18 protein-coding genes and 1 tRNA gene are annotated in these 20,069 nt (G+C 67.3%); 11 read left to right on the forward strand and 8 right to left on the reverse strand.

Annotation, left to right across the window (positions count from 1 at the left end; genetic code table 11):
* Positions 1–225 precede the first annotated feature (225 nt).
* From RPB_RS02770 to RPB_RS23920, 5 genes are all read left to right on the forward strand, one after another.
* Positions 226–1,116, forward strand: a complete 891-nt coding sequence (locus RPB_RS02770) for a DUF3108 domain-containing protein (RefSeq protein WP_011439448.1) — start codon at positions 226–228, stop codon at positions 1,114–1,116.
* A gap of 297 nt (positions 1,117–1,413) precedes the next feature.
* A complete protein-coding gene (locus RPB_RS02775) occupies positions 1,414–4,851 on the forward strand; it encodes a helicase-related protein (protein ID WP_011439449.1) in 3,438 nt (1,145 codons plus the stop codon).
* Positions 4,852–4,892: 41 nt separating this feature from the next.
* The gene (locus RPB_RS02780; protein ID WP_011439450.1) at positions 4,893–5,162 is read left to right on the forward strand and encodes an RNA-binding S4 domain-containing protein; all 270 of its coding nucleotides are present in this window, start codon (positions 4,893–4,895) and stop codon (positions 5,160–5,162) included.
* 74 nt (positions 5,163–5,236) lie between these two features.
* Positions 5,237–5,575, forward strand: a complete 339-nt coding sequence (gene fdxA, locus RPB_RS02785) for a ferredoxin FdxA (protein ID WP_011439451.1) — start codon at positions 5,237–5,239, stop codon at positions 5,573–5,575.
* A 326-nt stretch (positions 5,576–5,901) separates the two neighbouring features.
* Positions 5,902–6,996, forward strand: a complete 1,095-nt coding sequence (locus RPB_RS23920; protein WP_085978148.1) for a CarD family transcriptional regulator — start codon at positions 5,902–5,904, stop codon at positions 6,994–6,996.
* A gap of 396 nt (positions 6,997–7,392) precedes the next feature.
* Here the strand turns inward: RPB_RS23920 and RPB_RS02800 are convergent, their stop codons facing one another.
* Together RPB_RS02800 and RPB_RS02805 are read right to left on the reverse strand one after the other, a co-directional pair.
* On the reverse strand, positions 7,393–8,886 hold the full coding sequence (locus RPB_RS02800) for a M48 family metalloprotease (protein ID WP_011439453.1): 1,494 nt from the start codon (positions 8,884–8,886) through the stop codon (positions 7,393–7,395).
* Positions 8,887–8,906: 20 nt separating this feature from the next.
* Positions 8,907–9,668, reverse strand: coding sequence for a thermonuclease family protein (locus tag RPB_RS02805; protein ID WP_157038769.1), 762 nt, complete (start codon positions 9,666–9,668; stop codon positions 8,907–8,909).
* Here RPB_RS02805 and RPB_RS24465 point away from each other — a divergent pair.
* The 4 genes from RPB_RS24465 to RPB_RS02820 all read left to right on the forward strand — a co-directional run bounded on the left by RPB_RS24465 (position 9,646) and on the right by RPB_RS02820 (position 12,915).
* Positions 9,646–9,795, forward strand: a complete 150-nt coding sequence (locus tag RPB_RS24465) for a hypothetical protein (protein ID WP_157038770.1) — start codon at positions 9,646–9,648, stop codon at positions 9,793–9,795. The two genes, RPB_RS02805 and RPB_RS24465, sit on opposite strands and share 23 nt — an antisense overlap.
* Before the next feature lie 133 nt (positions 9,796–9,928).
* Entirely contained in the window at positions 9,929–11,137 is a 1,209-nt protein-coding gene (locus tag RPB_RS02810) for an ABC transporter substrate-binding protein (RefSeq protein ID WP_011439455.1), read from the forward strand.
* A 222-nt stretch (positions 11,138–11,359) separates the two neighbouring features.
* On the forward strand, positions 11,360–12,148 hold the full coding sequence (locus RPB_RS02815; RefSeq protein ID WP_011439456.1) for an enoyl-CoA hydratase: 789 nt from the start codon (positions 11,360–11,362) through the stop codon (positions 12,146–12,148).
* Positions 12,149–12,150: 2 nt separating this feature from the next.
* Positions 12,151–12,915, forward strand: coding sequence for a VOC family protein (locus RPB_RS02820; RefSeq protein WP_011439457.1), 765 nt, complete (start codon positions 12,151–12,153; stop codon positions 12,913–12,915).
* A gap of 179 nt (positions 12,916–13,094) precedes the next feature.
* Here RPB_RS02820 and RPB_RS02825 read toward each other — a convergent pair whose 3' ends face one another.
* The 3 genes from RPB_RS02825 to RPB_RS02835 are packed head-to-tail and all read right to left on the reverse strand — an operon-like array spanning position 13,095 to position 16,184.
* Entirely contained in the window at positions 13,095–13,898 is an 804-nt protein-coding gene (locus RPB_RS02825; protein ID WP_011439458.1) for an enoyl-CoA hydratase/isomerase family protein, read from the reverse strand.
* Positions 13,899–13,928: 30 nt separating this feature from the next.
* A complete protein-coding gene (locus tag RPB_RS02830; protein WP_011439459.1) occupies positions 13,929–15,089 on the reverse strand; it encodes an acyl-CoA dehydrogenase family protein in 1,161 nt (386 codons plus the stop codon).
* 27 nt (positions 15,090–15,116) lie between these two features.
* Entirely contained in the window at positions 15,117–16,184 is a 1,068-nt protein-coding gene (locus RPB_RS02835) for an acyl-CoA dehydrogenase family protein (protein ID WP_011439460.1), read from the reverse strand.
* Between the two features lie 244 nt (positions 16,185–16,428).
* On the opposite strand from RPB_RS02835, the gene RPB_RS02840 reads away from it, so the two are divergent.
* Positions 16,429–17,211, forward strand: coding sequence for an SDR family NAD(P)-dependent oxidoreductase (locus tag RPB_RS02840; protein ID WP_011439461.1), 783 nt, complete (start codon positions 16,429–16,431; stop codon positions 17,209–17,211).
* Positions 17,212–17,265: 54 nt separating this feature from the next.
* Here RPB_RS02840 and RPB_RS02845 read toward each other — a convergent pair whose 3' ends face one another.
* Positions 17,266–17,559 carry a GlsB/YeaQ/YmgE family stress response membrane protein gene (locus tag RPB_RS02845; RefSeq protein WP_011439462.1) on the reverse strand — a complete coding sequence of 98 codons (294 nt, stop codon included), beginning with the start codon at positions 17,557–17,559 and terminating at the stop codon, positions 17,266–17,268.
* Between the two features lie 51 nt (positions 17,560–17,610).
* Positions 17,611–18,216, reverse strand: a complete 606-nt coding sequence (locus RPB_RS02850; RefSeq protein ID WP_011439463.1) for a YidB family protein — start codon at positions 18,214–18,216, stop codon at positions 17,611–17,613.
* A gap of 505 nt (positions 18,217–18,721) precedes the next feature.
* Between RPB_RS02850 and RPB_RS02860 the strand changes: the two genes are divergently transcribed.
* Positions 18,722–18,798, forward strand: a tRNA-Arg gene (locus RPB_RS02860).
* Between the two features lie 207 nt (positions 18,799–19,005).
* Here the strand turns inward: RPB_RS02860 and RPB_RS02865 are convergent.
* Complete coding sequence (locus RPB_RS02865) at positions 19,006–20,004, reverse strand: NADP-dependent oxidoreductase (protein ID WP_011439464.1); 999 nt, start codon at positions 20,002–20,004, stop codon at positions 19,006–19,008.
* Positions 20,005–20,069 lie beyond the last annotated feature (65 nt).

A 20,069-nucleotide genomic window follows, 5' to 3' on the forward strand; every position in this document is an offset into this window, starting at 1 on the left:
ACGTATAGGCGGCCACGCGTCCAGCGTCAAGCTGGCGCCGCCTCCGCGGTCGATTTTGGCGCGCCATGGAACTCACGATCGCGCCTTTCAGGCATTGATTTGCCATGGCCGCACAACGTTCTACAACCATATAAACGACGCATTCGGTTCCGAAACCTTGGTTCGGATCGGCGCGCGGATTTGAGTTCGGCTGAACCCCCGCGCCCGCAGGCAGGACCCCCCTTCGTGAACATTCCCGTCAGCTTCGCAACTCGTCGGACGGCCATCGCGGCGCTGCTGCGGTCCCGCTGGTCGGCAGGTGTTCTGGCTGCCGTGCTGGCGAGCGGGCTGGCGGCCGCGAGCCCGGCCGCGGCCCAGGGCAAGCTCGACGCCCGCTATGAAGCCACGCTGGCGGGGATCGAGGTCGGCAAGGGCGCCTGGGTGATCGAGGTCACCGACGATGGCTACGCCGCCGCCGCCAATGGCGCGACGTCGGGCGTGATGCAGGCGTTTTCGCGCGGCCATGGCAGCGGCGAAGCGCAGGGGCGCATCGTCAACGGCCAGTTCGCGCCGATGAACTACATGGCGATCACCGCCAGCGCCAAGAAGATCGAGACCATCCGGATCACGCTGGCGAACGGCAACGTCAAGGAGTCCTCGATCGAGCCGGAGCAGCCGCCGGATGCCGATCGGATTCCGGTCACCGATGCGCACCGCCGCGGCGTGGTCGATCCGATGACCGGCTCGTTCCTCCGCGTGCCCGGCACCGGCGACCTGATGAGCCCGGAGTCGTGCCGGGTCTCGACGCCGATCTTCGACGGCCGGATGCGCTACGATCTGCGGCTGGACTACAAGCGCACCGAAATGGTCAAGGCCGAGAAGGGCTATCAGGGCCCGGTGCTGGTCTGCGGCGTCTACTTCACGCCCGTGTCCGGTTACATCCCCGATCGCGCTGCGATCAAATATCTGACGGAGCAGCGCAACATGGAGGTCTGGCTGGCGCCGATCGCCGGGACGCGGGTGCTGGTGCCGTTCCGGATGAAGATTCCGACCCCGCTCGGCAATGCCGTGCTGCAGGCGACCCAGTTCGTCACCACCGCGACCCCGCCGAAATCCGCCGCGTCGCGGACCCAATAGGCCTGCGGCGGTCGCGCGACCGTGCGAGTCGAATCCTGTTGACTCGCGGCGGAATCGCGGAACGCATGGCAACGGAGGCGAAGTCCGACGGCCGGTATGATAATCTTCCGAAATTCACGTATCTTGTGGCGCAGATCGCTCCCGACGCGAGATGTTGCGGCAAGGCAGGGTGGACCTCGGTGAGTCTGCGATTCGGCCGCGTTTCGTTCCGGACTCGTTCCAGACCTTAACCAGCGTTCGCCGCGGCGTCGCAATGTGACACACACCTGACCGCGGCGACGCAGAAATCCAGCCAATATGCCTCACTCGTTCTCTGCGCCGTTTACCAATGCGCCGTTTACCAATGACCGGGCGCCCGGCGCCGGCGTCACCGCGGTGCTCGGCCCCACCAATACCGGCAAGACCCATCTGGCGATCGAGCGGATGGTGGCGCATCCGTCCGGCCTGATCGGCTTGCCGCTGCGGCTGCTGGCGCGGGAGGTCTACAACAAGATCGTCGACCGGGTCGGTCCGGACGCGGTGGCGCTGGTCACCGGCGAGGAAAAGATCAAGCCGCCGAAGGCGCGGTTCTGGGTGTCGACGGTCGAGGCGATGCCGCGGGATCTCGACGTGTCGTTTCTCGCGGTGGACGAGGTGCAGATCGCCGCCGATCTGGAGCGCGGCCATGTCTTCACCGATCGGCTGCTGCGCCGGCGCGGCCGCGACGAGACGCTGCTGCTCGGCGCCGCGACGATGCGGCCGATCATCGAGCGGCTGTTGCCCGGCGCCAGCATCGTCACCCGGCCGCGGCTGTCGCAGCTCGAATTCGCCGGCGACCGCAAGCTGACGCGGCAACCGCGCCGCACCGCGATCGTGGCGTTCTCGGCCGACGAGGTCTACGCCATCGCCGAGCTGATCAAGCGTCAGCACGGTGGCGCCGCGGTGGTGCTGGGCTCGCTGTCGCCGCGCACCCGCAATGCCCAGGTGGCGATGTTTCAGTCCGGCGACGTCGATTATCTGGTCGCCACCGACGCGATCGGAATGGGGCTCAATCTCGACGTCGACCATGTCGCGTTCGCCTCCGACCGCAAATTCGACGGCTATCAGTTTCGCCGCCTCAACCCGTCCGAATTCGCCCAGATCGCCGGCCGCGCCGGCCGCGCCACCCGCGACGGCACTTTCGGCACCACGGGGCGCTGCGCCCCGTTCGAGCCCGAACTCGTCAACGCCTTGCAGAACCACACCTTTGATACGGTGAAGACGCTGCAATGGCGGAATTCCACGCTGGATTTCGCCTCGGTGGCCGGGCTGCAGGTGTCGCTCGCCGAGACGCCGCGACACGATGCGCTGACGCGCGCGCCGGTCGCCGAGGACGTTCGGGTGCTCGATCACGCCGCCCGCGACGCCGAGGTGCGCGAGATGGCGCATGGCGCCGCCGCCGTGGAGCGGCTATGGGACGTCTGCCAGGTTCCGGACTATCGCAAGATTGCGCCGGCGGCCCACGCCGAGCTGGTGACGACGCTGTACCGGTTCTTGATGCGAAAGGGCCGGATTCCGGATGAATGGTTCGCCGCGCAGGTCGAGCAGGCCAACCGGATCGACGGCGGCATCGACACGTTGTCGGCACGGATCGCGCAGATCCGGACATGGACTTTCGTCGCCAACCGGGCCGACTGGCTGGCCGATCCTGAACACTGGCAAGGCATTTCGCGCGACATCGAAAATAAATTGTCAGATGCCCTCCACGAACGCCTCACGGAGCGTTTCGTAGATCGTCGGACCAGTGTATTGATGCGCCGCCTGCGGGAAAACACGATGTTGAATACGGAAATTGGTAAGACCGGCGAGGTGATCGTCGAAGGGCATGTGATCGGTCGTCTCGACGGCTTCACATTCGCGCCCGACGCCGCCGAAGCGGGATCCGACGCGAAGGCCTTGCAGGCGACTGCGCAGAAGGCTCTGGCCGGCGAGATCGAGTCCCGCGCCGAGAAGCTCTCCAACGCGCCCGACGAGCAATTCGTGCTGACGTCGGACGGCACCGTGCGCTGGACCGGCGACGCGGTGGCGCGTCTGGTCGGCTCCGACGACGTGCTGCGGCCGCGGCTGCGCATCATCGCCGACGATCGGTTGGCCGGCGCGCCGCGCGAAGCGGTGCAGACCCGTCTCGACCTCTGGCTCAAGACCCACATCGAGAAGATCCTCGGGCCGCTGTTCGAACTCGGCAAGGCCGAGGACATCACCGGCATCGGCCGCGGCATCGCTTTCCAGCTGATCGAAGCGCTCGGCGTGATCGAGCGCGCCAAGATCGCCACCGAGATGAAGGATCTGGACCAGCCGTCGCGCGCCACCTTGCGCAAATACGGCGTGCGGTTCGGCGCCTATCACATCTATGTCCCGTCGCTGCTGAAGCCGGCGGCGCGTGCGCTGGCCTCGCTGCTGTGGGCTCAGAAGCTCGACAATGTCGATATGTCGGCGCTGTCCGGCGCGCAGCATCTCGCCAGCAGCGGGCGGACGTCCTTCCCCGCCGACAAGGCGCTCGATCGCGACGCCTATCGCGTGCTGGGCTATCGGCTGTGCGGCGAACGCGCGGTGCGCGTCGATATTCTCGAGCGCCTCGCCGATCTGATCCGCCCGGCGCTGGCCTGGCGCGAGGGCACCTCGGGTGAGAAACCCGCCGGCGCGTTCGACGGCCGCAGCTTCGTGGTGACGCAGGCGATGACCTCGCTGACCGGCTCGGCCGGCGAAGACTTCGCCTCGATCCTGCGCGCGCTGGGCTACCGGATGGAGAAGCGGCCGGCCCCGCCGCCGCAGCCCAAGGTGGCGGAAACCGCGCCGGCTGCAGCCGCGGCCGATGCGCCGGCTGCTGCGAGCGACACCGGCCTGTCGGCCGAGGACCACGCCATTCTGGCCGGCGCGATCGCGTTCGAGCCGGCGGTGACGGTCGAGGCCGATATCGACACCGACACCGACCAGCCGGCGGCCACCGAGGCCGCGGCGGAACCGGTCGCCGAGGCCGCCGCCGAAGCGACGCCCGAGCTTGCTGCACCGGCGGAGCCCGCCACCGATTCGCCGGTCGAGACAGCCGCCGCGGCACCGACCACCGAAGCGAGCGCCACGGATGCGCCGGCGGCCGAGGCCGTTGCGTCCGAGGAGACCGCGTCCGACGAGACCGCGCCCGTCGCCGACGTGGCCGCATCCGACGCGCCTGCGCCCGAAGCTGCTCCGACCGAAACCACGGTCGACGCGACATCGGCACCGACGTCCGAGGTGGCAGCGCCGGCCCAGCCCGACATGGTCGAAGTCTGGCGTCCTGGAGGGCGTTCGGACGAGCATCGGGCCCGTCCCGATCGCAATCGTCAGCGCCATCGTCCGCAGCAGGGCGGTCAGGCCGCCGCCCCGGCGGAAGGCGAGGCCGCCGGCGAGGCGAAGCGCGACCGTCCCGGCGGCGGGCGCCGTGGCGACCGCAAGGGCGGCGGCGATTTCCGCCGCGACCGTCCGCGCGAGGGCGACGGCGCGCCGCCTCAGGCCACCGCCGGCGAAGGCCGCCCGCCGCGCGAGCGCTTCAAGGGGCGCGACAACAAATTCGGCGACAAGTTCAAAGGCGGCGGCAAGGGCGGTCGCGATCAGGGCGCATCGCACCGCCAGGTCGCGTCCAGTGCGCCACCCCGCGAACGCGATCGGCCGATCGATCCGAACTCGCCCTTCGCCAAGCTCGCGGCGCTGAAGGAACAGCTCACCGCCGGCCGCAAGGAGTAAGCGTGGCTGCGCGGTCCGCGCGGCCGAGTCGATGGTGAGGCGTGGAGCGTCAGCGACTCGACAAATGGCTCTGGCATGCGCGGATCGTGCGTGCCCGCAGCACCGCGGCGGCGCTGGTCGAAAGCGGCCATGTCCGCGTCAACGGCGTGCGGGAGAAGTCGCCCGGACACGGGATCAAGACCGGCGACGTCGTGACGATTGCGCTGGATCGTAGCGTGCGGGTTCTGAAGGTGATTGGATTCGCCGAGCGTCGCGGCGATGCCGCGTCGGTCACTGGACTTTATGCCGATCTCGAGGTGCCCCGGGAATAGGCATCTTCACTTGCGGCTGTGGAAGTCCTGCGGTACGCAAACACTCAAAATTAGAACCGTTCCGGAGCCTTCGGATGACTTACGTCGTCACTGAAAACTGCATCAAGTGCAAATACACCGATTGCGTTGAAGTCTGCCCCGTCGATTGCTTCTACGAGGGCGACAACATGCTGGTCATCCATCCGGACGAATGCATCGATTGCGGCGTGTGCGAACCGGAATGCCCGGCCGATGCGATCAAGCCGGACACCGAGCCGGGGCTCGAGAAGTGGCTCGAGCTGAATTCGGAATACGCCAAGACCTGGCCCAACCTGACCCAGAAGAAAGACTCGCCGGACGACGCCAAGACGTTCGACGGCGTGGAAGGCAAGTTCGAGAAGTTCTTCTCGCCGGAGCCAGGCACCGGCGATTGACGCGAACGTCGGTCGTATCATCGTACCGGGACGCGTTTTTCCAGTCCGGCTTAACCCTGTTGATGATGAATTGACCGGAGCTCCGTGAGGAGCCCGCTGGATTCGTCATAAATCATTGATTTTTGCGGGAAATGTGCTATATTTGGCACATTACAAACTCGGCACGCGGTTTTGCGGCCGGGAAGGGATCCCGTCAAAAACAACGAACAGGGGCGTGGCGGTTCCACGCGCAGGCTGTGTCACAGAAAACGCGTAAAATGAGTGTCTCGTCCAAGGGTGCCAAGCGTGGCGCTGCGGCCGGCCGCAGCGCGACCAACCGATCCAGTATGTCTGCCAAGGACACCCGGACCGTCAAGTCCCCTGCTTCGAAGGCTGTTGCTGCCAAGACCACGGCTCCCAAAGCCACTGCGTCCAAGACCGCTGCGTCCAAGGCCACCGTGTCCAAAACCAAGGCCTCTGTTTCACAGGCCTCCGTTTCCAAGGCCTCGAGTTCGAAGGCCGCCGCTGCCAAGGCGAGCGCCGCCAAAGCGACTGCGAAGACGACCACCGCAAAGGGTTCCGCTGCGAGGGCTTCGGCTCCCAAGGCGGCGGCTCTCAAGTCCTCGAAAAACAAAAGAAGTGCAATGCCATCCAAGACTGCGAAAACTGCCGCCGCGGCGCCCGCTTCCAAGGCGGCTCCGGCCAAGTCGACCGCCAAGCCCGCTGCCGCCAAGGCTCCGGTAGCGCCGCCGCGCGCCGCCCCGCCGAAGGCTGCCGCGAAGCCCGAGGTCAAGCCGGTGGCCGTCAAGCCGGCCGCGCCGCCCAAGGTCGAGGAGCCCAAGAAGGTCGTGACCCAGCGTCAGGGCTTCAAGGCCAGCGAGTTCGTGGTCTATCCGGCGCATGGCGTCGGCCAGATCCTGGCGATCGAGGAACAGGAAATCGCGGGCGCCAAGCTCGAACTGTTCGTCATCAACTTCATCAAGGACAAGATGACGCTGCGGGTGCCGACCGCCAAGGTCGCCAATGTCGGGATGCGCAAGCTGTCCGACCCGGCGCTGGTGAAGAAGGCGCTGGAGACGCTCAAGGGCCGCGCCCGCGTCAAGCGCACGATGTGGTCGCGCCGCGCCCAGGAATACGAAGCCAAGATCAATTCGGGCGACATCGTCGCGATCGCCGAAGTGGTCCGCGACCTGTTCCGCTCGGACTCGCAGCCCGAGCAGTCCTACAGCGAACGCCAGCTCTATGAAGCGGCGCTCGACCGGCTGTCGCGCGAAATCGCGGTGGTGCAGCAGGTCACCGAGACCGAAGCCGTCAAGGAAGTCGAAGGCCAGCTCGCCAAGAGCCCGCGCCGCGGCGCCAAGGCCGAGGCGGACGCCGAAGGCGATGCCGAAGGTGATCTCGACGGCGACACCGACGACGCGGTGACCGACGAAGCCGCCTGAGCCGCATCCATCGTCGTCGCAGAGACAAGCAATTTGGGCCCGGCGCAAGCCGGGCCTTTTCTTTTGCGTGCGCCGTTACTTCGCCGCGGCGGCGCCGACTTGTCCCGCGCGCCAGGGCCATCGCACGTCAGCCAACGTCCGCTGTCGATGAGCGGTTTGGCCGTGCCTATCTCCTCTGTCGTCCCCGCCTGCGCGGAGAGCAGCTCTGGTTTTGATGGAATCACCGCCGTCATCCTGAGGTGCCCGCCGGGCCGCGCTATGCGCGGCGCGGCGGGCCTCGAAGGATGGGCCGCAGGCGCCTCGGGGCCGCATCCTGAGGCGCGCTACGCGCGCGCCTCAGGATGACGACTCTGCATGCGAGCAGGCCGCATTGCTTCACTCAGTCGATGAAGCGCATTAATCCACCACGATCTTGACCAGATCGCGCGGCTTCACGGTGGCGTTGGCGTCGAGGCCGTTCAGCACCCGGAAGCGGTCGAGCGGGCGGTCGACGCCGGACATCCGGTGCGACAGCGATTCCACCGTGTCGCCCGGCTGTACGGTGATCACCTTGATCCGCAACGGCCGCGCCGCCTGGATCTCGTCGAGCGTCAGACGTCGGAACGAATTCACGGTGTCGCGCGAATTGCGGTCGCTTTCGGCCGATTTCTGCCGGGTCGCGAAGATGAAGCGATAGACGTCGCTGCCGAACCGCAACGCATAGACCTTGAACTGCCACTGATCGCCGCGCGCCGCCACCGAGGCGGTCGGAAAGCCGTTGATGCTTAGTTCTTCGGTCGAACTCTTGTCGACGTTCTCCATCCAGCCGGAATTGAGGTAGTCGCCGAGCGACTGTTCCGCCGGCACCCGCACCACGTCGAACCGCATCGCCTGGCTGCCGCCTTCGCGGATGCCGATCACCGCCTGCGCGGTGTTGTCGAGCGTGAAGCTCTCCGGCACCTGGAAGGTGAAGCCGAGCTTGGGATGCAGGAAGCGGCGGCCGCGGACGAAGCCCTCGCTCGGGTCCTCGCCATAGACGATGTTGTCGATGGCGTTGAGATAGGTCTCACGGTCGCGCTCGCCCTTGGCGGTCTGCTCCGGCGAGGCGTATTGCCGGGCGTTGTTCTGCGCGTTGCGCACCCGCTCCGGCGTCGCCGGGTGCGACGCCAGGAAGTCCTGCGAGCGCGCATCGCCGCGGCCCGCCTTCAGCGCCGCGTTGCGCTCCATCGCGGTGAGGAAACGCGAAGCTCCGAACGGATCGAACTGGGCGCGCGCCGAGATGCCGACGCCGATGCCGTCGGCCTCGAGCTCCTGCTGCCGCGAGAAGCTCGCCATCGACAGCTTGGTCTTGGCCAGCGCCAGCGCGGTCATCTCCGGATCGGTGCCCATGTCGGTGACGACGCGGGTGACCAGCGCCGCCTGGCGCGCCTGGTCCTCCCGGATCGCGGCGTGCTTGGCCAGCACATGCGCCATCTCGTGCGACAGCACCGACGACAGTTCCGAGGTGTCGCTGGCGAGCGCGACCAGCCCGCGGGTGACGTAGAGCTGCCCGGTCGGCAGCGCGAAGGCGTTGACGGCGCCGGAATTCAGGATCGTCACCTTGTAGGTGAGGTCGGGACGGTCGGACGCCGCCACCAGCCGATCGACCGTCGCGGTGATCAGCGCTTCGAGCCTCGGATCGTCATAGGCGCCGCCATAGGTGGCGAGGATGCGCTCGTGCTCGCGCTCGGCCGCCGGCGATTGCGCCGCCGGACGCGACGGCTTTGCCGCCGGCGTGCTGGAGGGAATCGACGCGGTCTCGAAGCGGCGAAAATCGCCGCAGCCGGCCAGCGCCAGCGCGCCCGCCAGGACAGGCACAGCCAGCCAGCGGCGGCTTCTCCAGATGCTGCGCCGTCCCTCGGATGCGATCACGTGCTGGCTCTCTCCGGGCGCTAGCGCGCGCCCGGCATCTCGATCTGTCCCACCTCGCGAATTCGGATCTGGGGGCCGGAGCGCCGCTCGACCCAGCCTCGGACCCGGATTCGCTTGTTCTCCAAGGACTTGGGCGAAATGCCCGCGGCCTCGAAAGACCCCAATATGCGCCTTGAAATAGTCACCGCAAAGTCCCGAGTCCAGCGCCGGCCGAAGTTCAGATAGATCGTGCCGCCGGTTTCCCGGACCGACAGAATCCTGCCTTCGATCACCGTGAATCGCCCGACCCGGGCCATGATATCGCCTGGATTTCCGGCGTTTTTGAGGGCTGTCGGATCGGCCCAGAGCCCGCGTTGCGCCATTCGCGCCGTCGCCTCCGCGGCCAGCAGCTCGGCGCGGCAGTCGCTGTCCGCGATCCCGAGCCCGACCATGGCCTCGCCGGCGCCGAGCAGCCGGGCCTGCAGCGACGTCGCGTCGTCATCCACGACCACGAAAGCCGGCTGCCGGCCGTAACGGTCCGGCACATCCTCCGCGCCGCGCAGCCCGACGCGACGTGCGCGTGCGAGCGACGCCAGCGCGGCCGTCGCCTCGGCCTGTCGGGACGATTCGATCTCGATGCCGGCGAGCCGGATCTCGCGGCCGTCCTGCAGGCGAACATGGCGGCCGTCGTCGACCGCGGCGACGACGCCGTCGCCCTGTTCGGGAAGACCGACGCAAGCCGCGCGTGCCGTGCCGCCGATGCTCGGCAGCGCGACGACCATGATCGCGACGTACCGGATCATGGCGACGCATCGTCTGCGCCTGCGCGTTGTCGTCGTCGCCGCAGCCATCGCACGCACCCGCAATCAGCGCCGTTCCGGCGCGATCGATGCCCGCGCTCGCGACGGCCTGCGGCGTTTCGCTTACTAAGCGTGTTGTGATCACGCAAGTGCATTCCATCGAGCGGAAATCGCGCGCGCTTGCCGCTGCGCGGTCGATGCGGCATGATCGCACCACGACCAGAAGCGCCGCGACGAAGCCGGCGCCGGTCAGGGAGGACCACGTGAGACCCATCCGCACCACACTACTCGCTTGTCTGTCGATCGCCGCGATCTCGGCCGCGCAGGCGCAATCGCAGCCGCCGCTGAAGCTCGGCGCGATCCTCGACATGTCCGGCCTCTACGCCGACATCACCGGCACCGGCAGCGAGACCGCGGCGAAGATGGCGGCGGAAGATTTCGGCGGCACCGTGCTCGGCCGCAAGATCGAGATCATCGCCGCCGATCATCTCAACAAGGCCGACCTCGCCGCCAGCATTGCGCGCGACATGATCGACAATCAGGGCGTCGAGGCGATCATCGACGTCGCCGCCTCCGCCACCGCGCTCGCCGCCGGCGAGATCGCCAAGGCGCGCAACAAGATCATCATGTATTCGGGGCCGGGCTCGGTGCGCCTGTCCAACGAGGCGTGCGGTCCCTACACCATCCACTATTCCTACGACACCTTCGCGCAGGCCAACGTCGCCGGTCTCGCCTCGGTGAAGCAGGGTCTCGACACCTGGTTCTTCCTGTCGGCGGACTACGCCTTCGGGCAGGATCTCGAGCGCGACACCACCAACGTCGTCAAGGCCTCCGGCGGCAAGGTGCTGGGCAGCGTCAAGCATCCGATCAACACCTCGGACTTCTCGTCCTTCCTGCTGCAGGCGCAAAGCTCGAACGCCAAGGTGATCGGGCTCGCCAATGCCGGCGGCGACACCATCAACGCGATCAAACAGGCGGCGGAATTCGGCATCACCCGCAAGGGTGGCCAGAAGATCCTGCCGCTGCTCGCCTTCATCACCGACATCGACAGCATCGGGCTCGAGACCGCCCAGGGCCTGCTGATCGCCGGCGCGTTCTATTGGGACATGAACGACGAGACCCGCGCGTTCTCCAAGCGCTTCATGGAACGCACCAAGCGGGTGCCGACCTCGGCGCAGGCGGGCCTGTATTCCGAGACGATGCACTATCTGCAGGCGGTGAAAGCCGCCGGCACCACCGACGCCGCGGCGGTGATGAAGAAGATGAAGGAAGCTCCGATCAACGATTTCTTTGCCAGGAACGGTAAGATCCGCGAGGACGGCCGCATGGTCCACGACATGTATCTGTTCGAGGTCAAGAAGCCGTCGGAATCCAAAGGCCGCTGGGATTACTACAAGCTGCTCGCCACCGTCCCCGGCGATCAGGCATTCCAGCCGCTGTCGGCATCGCGCTGCCCGCTGGTGAAGAATTAAACCAACATCAGCCTCCGTCATTGCGAGGAGCACCCGGATCGGCGCTCCACGCCGTCCGAGCACAGGCTCCGCGACGAAGCAATCCAGTTCGGTGCAGTGAGCTCTGGATTGCTTCGCTTCGCTCGCAATGACGGAAACAGTTGAAGTTCGAAACGGCGCTGCGCGCCTCCTCACACGATGAGGAGTCCGGCCGGCAACCGCCCAACAACAAGGAATCACCCCATGACCGACATCGTCCTGCAGCAGCTCGACCGCGGCCTGCTCACCATCACCATGAACCGGCCCGACCGGCGCAATGCGCTCAATCAGGACATGATCCGCGGGCTGGTCGAGGCGGCGCATCGGGCCAAGGACGATCCGCAGGTCCGCGCGGTGCTGCTGAAGGGCGGCGGCGGCACGTTCTGCGTCGGCGGCGACGTCAAGTCGATGGCGGCGGCCGGCGATCCGCCGCCGCTGGAGCAGAAGGTCGCCAATCTGCGCCGCGGCATGGAGGTCTCGCGGCTCCTGCATCAGATGCCGAAGCCCGTGGTGGCGCAGATCGACGGCGCGGCGGCCGGCGCCGGGCTGTCGATGGCGCTGGCCTGCGACCTGCGCGTCGCGGGCGCCTCCGCCAAGATCACCACCGCCTTCGCCAAGGTCGGCCTGTCGGGCGATTTCGGCGGCACCTATTTCCTCACGCATCTGATCGGCGCCGCCAGGGCGCGCGACCTGTATCTGACCTCCCCGGTGTTGACCGCGCCCGAGGCGCTGGCGCTCGGCATCGTCAGCCGCGTCGTGCCGGACGCCGAGGTCGAGAGCGCCACGCGGGATCTGGCGCTGTCGCTGGCGCAGGGGCCGAGCGTGACGCTCGGCTACATCAAGACCAACATCACCAACGCCGAGACTCTCTCGCTCGAAGCCTGCTTCGACGCCGAGGCGCTGCATCATTCGCGCTGCGCCGAGACCGCCGACCACAAGGAAGCCGCCGCGGCCTTTGTGGAGAAGCGCGCGGCCGTGTTTCAGGGGCGATGACGATGACGCCGTTTCTCAGGCTGCGCCAGATCTGCCTCGTCGCCGACGCCATCGAACCCGCGGCGTCGCAGCTCGCGGCGATGATGGGGCTGACCGTCTGCTATCGCGATCCGCATGTCGGCAAATACGGCCTGGAGAACTTGCTGATCCCGGTCGACACCACGCTCTTGGAAATCGTCGCACCGATCCAGCCCGGCACTGCAGCCGGGCGCTTTCTCGAAAAGACCGGGGGCCGCGGCGGCTACATGGCGATCTTCTGCTGCGACGATCCGGATGCGCGCGGCCGTCACGCCGCGTCGCTCGGCGTCCGCACCGCGAACGTGATCGATCATGCGCCCTATCACGGCGTGCAACTGCACCCGCGCGACTGCCGCGCTGCCTTCATCGAACTGAATCACACCGAGGGCAGCGACAACATTCGCGGCCCGTACCCGCCCGCCGGCCCGGACTGGGACAAGGCGATTAGGACAGACACGACGCAGGCGCTAACCGCGGTCGAGATGCAAAGCCCCGACCCGGCGGACCTCGCCGCGCATTGGGGGCGGATTCTGGAGCTGCCGGTGCGCAAGGGTGCGGACGGCGTATCGGAGCTGCAGCTGCCGAACGCGACGCTTCGCTTCGTCCAGGGCGGCAGCGAAGCGATGATGGCGCTGACGTTCAAAGTCACAGACGTGGACAAGGTGCGCGAGGCCGCAAAAGCGCAGGGTGTAACTTGCACTGCCGACGGCTTCAACCTTGCCGGCGTTAACTTCAAGCTGACCACCTAACCGCGAGTCATTCCGGGGCGCTCCGCGAAGCGGAGCGAACCCGGAATCCATAACCCTTTGTGGTCTGTTACTTAGGCACAGAGCGTCGGCGCACGCATTTCACCGCGAGGCCGGGGGTATGGATTCCGGGTTCGCGCTGTGCGCGCCCCGGAATGACAAGACTGGGGACTGTGAAGTAACTACCGCCCCTTGAAATGCGCGATGCGGCGTTCTTCGGTGGCTTTCACGCCTTCCTTGAAGTCTTCGGTGGAGCGCAGCCGCGTCTGTTCGGCGAGTTCGTGCCTGGTGGCTTCCATCACCCGGTCGGCCAGCGTGGCGCGCATCGTCGCGCGGGTCGACAACAGGCCCAGCGGCGCGCATTCGGCGATTTCGCGGGCGAGCTTCAGCGCCGCGCTACGCACCTCGTTCAGCGGCACCAGCTCGTTGGCCAGCCCCATCTTCACCGCGTCCTCGCCGGTGACGCGGCGCGAGGTGTAGAACATCAGCTCGGCATTGTTGCGCCCGATCAGTTCGGGCAGCGTCACCGTCAGGCCGAAGCCGGGATGGAAGCCGAGCTTGGTGAAATTCGCCGAGAACCGCGCCTCCGGGCAGGTGACGCGGAAATCCGCCGACACCGCGAGCCCGAGCCCGCCGCCGATCGCGGCGCCGTGGATGGCCGCGACGATCGGCTTCTTGGCCCGAAAAATCCTGACCGCCTCGATGTACAGATGGCCGATCTGGCCGAGGCTGTCGGCGGGGTCGCCCTTGGCGGCCTGCGGATCGGCCTCCTGCCGCGCCGGATCGCCGAAATTGGCGCCGGCGCAGAACGCCTTGCCCTGCGCCGCCAGCACGGTGGCGCGGATCTCCGGATCGGCGTCGATGGCGTCGAGCGCATCGGCGATCTGCTGGATCAGCGCGATGTCGAAAAAGTTCAGCGGCGGCCGCCGGATCTCGATCAGCGCGACGTGGCCGGTGACTTCGACGGCAATATCCTTGGTGGTCATGACGTGTTCCTTGATCTTTGGGCGCGCGGCTCAGCGCAGGCCGAGTCCGCGCGCGATGATGCCGCGCAGCACCTCGGTGGTGCCACCCTGAATCGTGAGTTTGGGCGCCAGTTTGGTGGCGAAGGCGGTGAGTTCGTCGAGCGTGGCGTGGTTGGAATCGTCCGCGTCGACGAACGCCGCGAGTTCGCGCACGCGGTGCGGCAGTTGCTGCTCCCACAGCGTGCCGATGTCCTTGACGATCGAGGCTTCCACCACCGGCTCCTTGCCGGCCTGCAGCATGCCGGCGACCGACACCGACATCCGCCGCATGGTGTGGAGCTGCGCCACCAGCCGGCCGATCCCCTCGGCGCCGCGCGTGTCCGGATCGGGGCCGAGCGCGCGCACCAGTTCGATCAGCACGTAGGAGGTTTCGAGAAACCGTTCCGGCCCGGAGCGCTCGTAAGCGAGTTCGGAGGTCGCCTGTTTCCACGCGCCGTCGATCTCGCCGAGCAGATGATCGTCCGGCACGAAGGCGTCGGTGAACACCACCTCGTTGAATTCGTGCTGGCCGGTGATCTGCCCGATCGGATTGACCTTGATGCCGGGCGATTTCATGTCGACCAGAAACTGCGTCAGGCCGTGGCGGCGGTTCTCCTTGGTGGGCGGCGAGGTGCGGAAGATCGCGATCATGTAGTCGGCCATGTGGGCCGAGGTGGTCCAGATCTTGGCGCCGTTGATCAGATAGCCGCCGTCGGTCCTGGTCGCCTTGGTCTTGGCGGCGAACAGGTCGGAGCCGGAATTCGGCTCGCTCATGCCGATCGCGAAGCACAATTCGCCGCGGCAGATCCGCGGCAGGATGTCCATCTTGATGTGCTCGGGCGCGTATTTCAACAGCACAGGGCCGCTCTGGCGGTCGGCGACGAAGAACCGCCGGGTCGGCGCATTCGCAACGCGCATCTCCTCGGTGACGACGTAGCGCTCGAGAAACGTGCGTTCGTGCCCGCCATATTGCTTGGGCCAGGTCATGCCGAGCCAGCCGCGCGCGCCGACGCGGCGGGAGAATTCCGGCGCGTCGGAGTCTTCACGCTGCGGCTTGTGCGGATCGAAGGTGCCGGCGGCGATTTCCTCGGCGAGGAACGCGCGCACTTCGCGGCGCAGCTCCTCGCAGACGGGCGGCAGGCGGATCGGATCGAAACGGAGGGCGGCGGTCATGATGTGTCTCGTCGGGTTTCGGGGCGATCAGCGCGAGGCGACCAGCGGCCACAGATCGTCGGCGCCGCGCGCCGCCACCATGCGGCCGAGCGCGACCGCCCAATGGCTTTCGTTGCCGAAATCGTCGCGCCAGCCGAGCGCGCGCAGCGAGTAGCGATGCAGGATGTGCTCGCTGGTGAAGCCGATCGCGCCGAACACCTGATGGGCGATCGCCGCGCCCTTCTCGGCCGCTTCGGCGCAGCGGATCTTCGCCGCCGCCGCTTCCAGCATCACGGCGTCGTCGAACGTGGTGGCGTTGCTGATCGCATCCGCCGCGGAGGTCGCCGCCGCCAGCGCCGCCGAGGTTTCGCCGGCGAGCCGGGCGAGGTTGTGCTGCACCGCCTGGAATTTCGCGATCGGCTTTTCGAAGGCGACGCGCTGGTTGGCATAGGCCACGCTGATCTCCAGCAGCGCCTCCAGCGCGCCGGCGATCTGCAGGCTGCGCACCACGCAGCCGATCAGCAGCAGCGCGGTCTGGTCGAAGCCTTGCGGCGCCACCGCGAAGGTCAGCGGCGTCACCCCGTCGAACGTCACCGCGTCCGACGGATCGCCGCCGACTCCGAGGCCATGATCGATCCGGCATGCGGCCGCCTCGACCAGCGCGATGACGGCGATGTCGTTGCTGTGCGCCAGCACCGCGATATGCCGCGCATCCTGCGCGAACGGTACGCCGCGCGCGCGGCCCGACAGCGTGCCGTCGGCGGCGAGCGCAATGCGATCCTTGGGATGCACCGGCGCGACCGTCATCGCACCCTCCGGCGAGGCGATCTTGCCCTGCGCCAGCAGCCAGCCGGCGAGCATCGTTTCGGCCAGCGGCACCGCGAGCCCGGCGCGGCCGGCGGCGTTCAGCACCGCGAAGCCTTCGGCGAGGCTGGCGCCGGAGCCGTTGCAATCCTCCGGCACCCACGCCAGCGGCAATCCGGAATCGCTCAGCGCCTGCCACAGCGGCGCTTTCCAGCTTCCGGTCTTGTCGGAATTGATGCTCTGCGCGTCGGCGAGATCGGCGAAGATCTTCTCCGCGGTCTCGACGACGATAGTGTCGGGCGTCTCCGTCACGGCGTTCCCCGCTTGTGCACACTCACACGCAACCGGCGAGGAAAGCCGGGTCGGGGTGCAGCTTGTTGTTGCGCGGCATGATGCGGAAAAGCGCCCGCGATGACAAGCGTCGCCGCCGCGGAGCCGTCTGCGGCGGCAACATGGAGTTATTCCGCGATGCGGGCTGAGGCTGCTTGCCCAACCCGTCGCAGCCGATATGGTGCTGCCCGCAACGCGGCGCGCAAGCCGAACCCAGGGAGCGAAGATGGCGACGAACGGATTGAATGTGATCGTGACAGGCTCGGCCTCCGGCCTCGGCGCCGCGACGGCGAAGATTCTGGCGCGCGACGGCGCCCGGCTCGTGATCAACTATTCGTCCAGCCAGGCCGACGCCGAGACGACCGCGGAGGAATGCCGCAAGCTCGGCGCCGCCGAGGTCGTGGTGGTGCAGGGCGACGTGTCGAAGGACGACGACTGCAAGCGCATCGTCGACGCCGCCGCGAAGTGGGGCGGGCTCGACGCGCTGATCAACAATGCCGGCATCACCAAGCACGTCGCGCATCATCTGCTCGATCAATTGTCGGCGGAGGATTTCCAGCGGCTCTACGCGGTCAACACCATCGGCCCGTATCAGATGGTCCGCGCCGCGCGGTCGCTGCTGTCGGCCGGCGCCAAGGCGGCGGGCCGGGCGTCGGCGGTGGTCAACGTGTCGTCGGTCGCCGGCATCAGCGGCGTCGGCTCGTCGATCGCCTATGCGGCCAGCAAGGGCGCGCTCAACACCATGACGCTGTCGCTGTCGCGCGCGCTGGCGCCTGCGATCCGCGTCAATGCGATCTGCCCGGGCTATATCGACACGCCGTGGTTCACCAAGGGCCGCGGCGCCGAGGAGGCCAAGCAGGTCCGCGACATGGTGGTGGCGAAGGTGCCGCTGAAGATCGCGTCCAGCCCCGAGGACATCGCCGAGCTGGTGTGTTTTCTGGCGACGCCGAAATCCAACAGCATGACCGGCGAGATGGTGAGGATGGACGCCGGGATGCATCTCGGCTGATCGATCGGCCGTGCAAAAACAAACGGCCCGGTGATGAGCCGGGCCGTTTGCTTGTCAGCGATCGAGGAAGCGGCGATTGCCCGGATCGGAAATCACCCGCCGCGCCACCAGCCTGTTCCAGATGAACAGCACCAGCACCGCGCCGATCGTCGCGGTGATGAAGCCGGCGCCCTGGTTGGGCCCGTAATGCCCGATCATCTGACCGATCGCGGTGGCCAGAAACGCGCCGGCGATGCCCAGCACCGTGGTCAGCAGGAAGCCCTGCGGATTGTTCGGCCCGGGCGACAGGAACCGCGCGATGATGCCGGCGACGAAGCCGACCAGAATGATCCAGAGAATTCCAGTCATGGGCAACCGTCCTTTCCGAAACGCTTGCGTCGATAGGTTCGTCGCGGCTGATCAGACCCAGCGCGAGGCTTCGTCCTCGGTCGGCAGCCGGCCGTCCGGCGTCAGCTGATCGACGAACTGCGGCAATTGCTGGCTGAGGCCGTCGAGCAGCTCGTCGCGCGACATTCCGGTTTGCTGGGTGAGCATGTCGAGCTGATCGGCGCCGAGCGCATTGGCGAGATCGTTCGGGCCGATCGACTTGTTCTCACCGCGCCCGACCCACGATTCGGCGGCGTCGCCGAGGCCGCTGGTCTGGAATTGCTTGAGCAGATCGCCGAGCCCGCCGGACAGGATGCTGCCGGCCGCGCCGCCCGCGAGCAAACCGCCGAGTCCGCCCTTGAGCAGATCGCCGAGCCCGCCGCCGCCAAATCCGCCGCCGGGCATTCCGGCATTGATGGTGTCGCGCGGCAAGGGCGGGCGGGACGACGGCACCGAGGTCGGGCGCGCCTGGCCGGCCGGGGCCTGGTCATCCGGCGCCGTCACATGCTTGTAGGCCTTGTAGGCCAGCAGCGCGAGGATCGCCATGGTGACCTTGGACATCCCGCCGCTCTTGTCGTTGGGGTCGGCGGGGCCGCGCGGGCCGTTCTGCATCCCATTGAGGATATCCATCAAACCCATCGTGGCCTCCCTTTGAACCGTCATGGTTCGAGCCGACGGCAACGCCGGATCGGACGTTTCGTTCACCGCCCGGAACCAGATAGGAGCCGGCCACGGCGAGAACAAGGCGAGGGCGATTTGCCGCGGACTAATCGATTGTGACGACGCCGCGACGGCAGGGGACGAAATCTTCCAAGTCGCGACAGAGCGGTGCGGAGTTGATGAGAAGCCGCGGCGCACGCCCCGCTCCAAACCGTCACCCTCCGCGAAAGCGGAGGGCCCAGTATCCCGGAGCGCCGATGTCATGATCGCGAGCGCCCTGCGATACTGGGTCGCCCGGTCGAGCCGGGCGATGACCGCTGGTTGAACGGGGAGCGCTCTGCATTCTGTGAGCGTTTTCGGATTGGTTTTGCTGCGCCCCCGCACGAGCCCCGGCGCTGCGCCGGATCGCTCATTCCGGGGGTGGCGATCCGCCGGCCCCTCTGCTATGTGGATTCCCGACGCCCGCGGCACGCCGCGGCCGGCCGGTCCCGTAGCTCAGCCGGATAGAGCGGCGGTTTCCTAAACCGTAGGTCGGATGTTCGAGTCATCCCGGGATCGCCAACGCGCCCTGCGCGCGTCTCGTTTCAGCGAAGACCAAACTCTGATGCACTGAATCGTCATGCGCGGACTCGTCCCGGGCATCCACGCCTTGCGGCGCTGGCGGAAGGGCAGAAACGTGGATGGCCGGGACGAGCCCGGCCATGACGTCTTGTTAGTTCCGTATGAGTCTCACTCCAGTATGGACCTCGGCTGTGGTATGCGCCTCGGTCACACCCGCACCATCCGCTTGCCGCGGTTCTCGCCCGCCAGCAGGCCGATCAGCGCGGCCGGCGTGTTCTCCAGGCCGTCGATGACGTCTTCCTGCACCTTGAGCTTGCCGCTCTCGACCCAGCCTTGCAGCTTGGCGACCGCCTCGTCGCGTTGGTCCATGTAGTCCATCACGATGAAGCCCTGCATGATCAGGCGCTTCACCACGATCAGGCCGGGGATGCCGCGCGGGCCGGTGGCGGACGGCGTGCGGTCGTATTGCGAGACCGCGCCGCAGCAGGCGATGCGGCCCTTGAGATTCATCTGCGCCAGACAGGCTTCGAGAATGTCGCCGCCGACATTGTCGAAATACACGTCGATGCCGTTCGGCGCCGCGGCGCGCAGCGCCTTGAACAGCGCGCCGTCCTTGTAGTCGACCGCGGCGTCGAAGCCGAGCTCGTTGACCAGCCAGTCGCACTTCTGTTTGCCGCCGGCGATGCCGACGACACGGCAGCCCTTGAGTTTCGCAATCTGCCCGACGATCGAGCCGACCGAGCCTGCCGCGGCCGACACCACGACGGTCTCGCCGGCGCGCGGCTGGCCGATATCGAGCAGGCCGAAATAAGCGGTCAAGCCGGCGATGCCGTAGACGCTGAGGAGATGCGTCAGCGGCTCGACCTTCGGCAGCTTGGTGAGATGCTTGGCCGGCAGCGCCGCGTAGTCCTGCCAGCCGGTGTCGGCGAACACGATGTCGCCGGGCGACAATCCCGGCGCTTTCGAACTGACAACCTCGGCGATGCCGCCGCCGGGCATCACGCTGTCGGTCTCGACCGCGGCCCGATAGGTCGCGCCCTGCATCCAGGCGCGGTTGGCGGCGTCGAGCGAAATGTAGCGCACGCGGACCAGCGCCTCGCCGTCCTTCGGCTCCGGCATCGCCGCTTCCGCCATGCGGAAATGCTCAAGGCCGAGTTTCTCCTTCGGCTTCTCGATCAGCAGCACCTGGCGGTTGACGGCGGTCATGTGGCTCTCCCTGAGTGCAGTGTTGTTGTCGCGTCGGCGGCGGACGCTAATCGGCGCCGCCGCGA

Origin of the sequence: Rhodopseudomonas palustris HaA2 (genome assembly GCF_000013365.1) — a bacterium.
Classification (GTDB): domain Bacteria; phylum Pseudomonadota; class Alphaproteobacteria; order Rhizobiales; family Xanthobacteraceae; genus Rhodopseudomonas; species Rhodopseudomonas palustris_J.

Bases quoted from the DNA above. Each gene is read 5' to 3' on its own strand.
- RPB_RS02850 (WP_011439463.1), bottom strand. From the start codon at position 18,216: ATGGGTTTGATGGATATCCTCAATGGGATGCAGAACGGCCCGCGCGGC.
- RPB_RS02840 (WP_011439461.1), top strand. From the start codon at position 16,429: ATGGCGACGAACGGATTGAATGTGATCGTGACAGGCTCGGCCTCCGGC.
- RPB_RS02825 (WP_011439458.1), bottom strand. From the start codon at position 13,898: ATGACCACCAAGGATATTGCCGTCGAAGTCACCGGCCACGTCGCGCTG.
- RPB_RS24465 (WP_157038770.1), top strand. From the start codon at position 9,646: ATGATCGCGACGTACCGGATCATGGCGACGCATCGTCTGCGCCTGCGC.
- RPB_RS02830 (WP_011439459.1), bottom strand. From the start codon at position 15,089: ATGACCGCCGCCCTCCGTTTCGATCCGATCCGCCTGCCGCCCGTCTGC.
- RPB_RS02865 (WP_011439464.1), bottom strand. From the start codon at position 20,004: ATGACCGCCGTCAACCGCCAGGTGCTGCTGATCGAGAAGCCGAAGGAG.
- RPB_RS02775 (WP_011439449.1), top strand. From the start codon at position 1,414: ATGCCTCACTCGTTCTCTGCGCCGTTTACCAATGCGCCGTTTACCAAT.
- RPB_RS02815 (WP_011439456.1), top strand. From the start codon at position 11,360: ATGACCGACATCGTCCTGCAGCAGCTCGACCGCGGCCTGCTCACCATC.
- RPB_RS02820 (WP_011439457.1), top strand. From the start codon at position 12,151: ATGACGCCGTTTCTCAGGCTGCGCCAGATCTGCCTCGTCGCCGACGCC.
- RPB_RS02805 (WP_157038769.1), bottom strand. From the start codon at position 9,668: ATGATCCGGTACGTCGCGATCATGGTCGTCGCGCTGCCGAGCATCGGC.
- fdxA (WP_011439451.1), top strand. From the start codon at position 5,237: ATGACTTACGTCGTCACTGAAAACTGCATCAAGTGCAAATACACCGAT.
- RPB_RS02845 (WP_011439462.1), bottom strand. From the start codon at position 17,559: ATGACTGGAATTCTCTGGATCATTCTGGTCGGCTTCGTCGCCGGCATC.
- RPB_RS23920 (WP_085978148.1), top strand. From the start codon at position 5,902: ATGTCTGCCAAGGACACCCGGACCGTCAAGTCCCCTGCTTCGAAGGCT.